This window comes from Saccharomonospora iraqiensis subsp. paurometabolica YIM 90007 (genome assembly GCF_000231035.2).
In the GTDB taxonomy this organism is placed as follows: domain Bacteria; phylum Actinomycetota; class Actinomycetes; order Mycobacteriales; family Pseudonocardiaceae; genus Saccharomonospora; species Saccharomonospora paurometabolica.
On sequence record NZ_KI912203.1, the window covers coordinates 20849 to 23382 of the forward strand.

The window sequence follows — 2534 nt, forward strand, 5'->3', positions numbered from 1 at the left end:
CCGCGGTCGGCGCGCACCGGCCGCGCCACCGGGCCGCCGACCGACCGTCGATCGCGCCGTCGCGACGCCCAGGGGGCCGATTTCGCGAATTATTCCGTCACGGGCCGTCATTCGTTCATCCACATGTCATACGGATGGCGTAGAAAACGGCGTCCGACAGACCGACCGCTCTTGTCGCCGCATCGGGCGACATGCAAATATCGTGCTGCAGATCGCAGGCATTTCCGCCCCGGCGGAATGCGCGGGACGAACCGGAGGCGGGTGGGTACCGGCGTGGCCAGAGCATCGCGGCAGATCCGCTTCGCCTTCCAGCCGGTGTACGACCTCCGTACCGGGGACGTGGTCGCTGTCGAGGCACTCACCAGGCCGTTGACCGGCTCCGTCCGGGACCTGCTCGACAGTGCGCACCGGCGTGGCCGACTGGTGCAGGTGGACCTCGGGCTCGCCACGCGCGCGCTGCGGTCCGTCCCCGGCAGGCACCGGGCGCGGACGCTGCATCTCAACATCACCGCACTCACCGCGGCCTCCGCACCGTCGGCACTGACGACACTGCTGGAAACGCTCGCCCGGGTGGAACGGCGACCCGACGACGTGGTGTTGGAGATAGGACCGCCGTTTCACGGAATGGCACCCGAGGCACTTCTCGCCGGAATCCGCGATCTGTGGTCCCGGGGCTTCCGGCTGGCGCTGGACGGGTTCCACGCCGGCGACGTCCCGCTCAACGTCCTGTCCGGATCGCCCGTGGACATGGTCAAGCTGGACCGGACGACGTTGTGCCGGATCGGCACCGACACCACGACGACCGCGCTCACCGAGTCACTGGTGCACTTCGCCGACCGCACCGGCCGACACCTCGTGGCCACGGGGGTCGAGCGCACCGGTCATCTGGATGTGCTCGGTTCCCTCGGAGTGCGCCTCGCCCAGGGGGAGCTGCTGTCCGCGGACCCGTCGGTGGCGCGCCGCGGTCCGGCGACCGCGGCGGTGCCCGCACACCCGGCGATCCCGCACCGTCGTGCGCGGCTGTCGCTGGTGGACTTCCTGCGCCCCGCCCGTACCCTGCCCGCGGAGGCGACCTGTGAGGAGGTCCGGTCGATCCTCGTCGACCAGGACCCACCGGGAGGGATCGTCGGCGTCGACGATCAGAGTCGTCCACAGTGGTCGATTGACCGCACCCGGTTCCTGCTCGGCGTGACCGGGCCGTTCGGCCACGCGCTGCACGCCCACCGCCCCGCGGCCGCTCTCGCGGACCGTCCCCACGTCCTCGCGGACACCGCGGACACCGCGCGGTTCTTCGAGGTTCTGGCCCGTACCCGGTCCGAACGGGTGGGCGACGAGATCGTCGTGGTGGACCGCGACGGACGCTGCACCGGAGTCGTCCCCGCGAACGAGATCGTGCGGGCCCTCGCCGAGATGCGGGTGGAGGAGGCCGCGTCGCTGAACCCGCTGACCCGGTTGCCCGGCAGCGATGTCGTCGCCCGGGACGTCGACCGGCGTCTCGGGGACGGCACACCGTTCGTGGCGGGGTGGCTGGACGTCGACGCCTTCAAGGACGTGAACGACACCGCGGGTTTCGCGGCCGCCGACGACCTCATCCGCACGCTCGGGCACACACTCGGCCGACTCGCCACCGAGACACCGGGCACCACCGTCAGTCACGTGGGCGGGGACGATTTCCTGATCGTGTGTGCGACCGACGGGATCACGCACGTGGCCGACCGGCTCCTGCGCACGCACTGGTCCGCCGGGGCCCTGACCGTGTCGGTGTCCCTGGCGACCCTGGTGTGCGCGACCCCGTCGGTCCGTGACTACCGGGAGGTCTCCCGGCTGCTCGCACCACTGAAGCGACACGCCAAGGAGATCGCCGGACCGAGCTGGGTCAACGGCAGACCCGGATGTCGGGACCCCGAGGTGCTGTACGGCCGCGGTCCGCGGCCGGCACCGGGTCGCGGGGACGGGTCCGCGGTGCACCGGTGACCCGGTGAGTGGAGTGTCCCGGTGCTGCTGGGGGTTCAGCACCGGGACACCGTCACCACTGCGGCGCCCTGGGGAGGGAAACGGGCGCGCGGGCGGCCGGCGCGGACGCCGAGCGTCGTCGCCGGCTCCGCTGAGCATACGACACGGTGGACCCTTCGCACACCCTGTCAGTCGATCGTATTCCGCTCACCGAAACGGCACCCGGCCCCGGCGCGGAACCGACGCCACGTGTGCACGGCGGCCAGCCCCAGCACACGGGCCAGTGCGGCGGGCTCGCCCGGGTCGTCCTCGGCGGCGTCGTAGTCGTCCCACAGGGCGGTGATCGCCTCGTCGGTCACCGTGTCCGCCGGATGGAGGTACCGCCCCCCGGAGTCCTCGGCACCGTCGTCGGCACGCAGTCCCACCACCTCCCCGGCCGTGCGGCCCGCCTCGTCCACGACCGTGGCCGCGAGTTCCCCCGCGCGGGCGGGCGCCTCGCCCGGACCGGCCAGGAAGAGCACCCGGTGGGACACCGTCCAGCCGCTCAGCCCGTCGCCCGGCATCCGGGAGGCTCCGCGCCG

The 2534-nt window shown here is 72.4% G+C and carries 1 protein-coding gene and 1 pseudogene; one reads left to right on the plus strand and one right to left on the minus strand.

Annotation, left to right across the window (positions count from 1 at the left end):
• The first annotated feature begins 237 nt into the window (after window positions 1–237).
• Window positions 238–1974: an EAL domain-containing protein gene (locus tag SACPADRAFT_RS0202925; RefSeq protein WP_007027252.1), complete on the plus strand. Its 1737-nt coding sequence runs from the start codon at window positions 238–240 to the stop codon at window positions 1972–1974.
• A 167-nt stretch (window positions 1975–2141) separates the two neighbouring features.
• Here SACPADRAFT_RS0202925 and SACPADRAFT_RS25260 read toward each other — a convergent pair.
• Window positions 2142–2534 (minus strand): annotated as a pseudogene (locus tag SACPADRAFT_RS25260) (hypothetical protein); the annotation flags it as partial.

Bases quoted from the DNA above. Each gene is read 5' to 3' on its own strand.
- SACPADRAFT_RS0202925 (WP_007027252.1), top strand. From the start codon at position 238: ATGCGCGGGACGAACCGGAGGCGGGTGGGTACCGGCGTGGCCAGAGCA.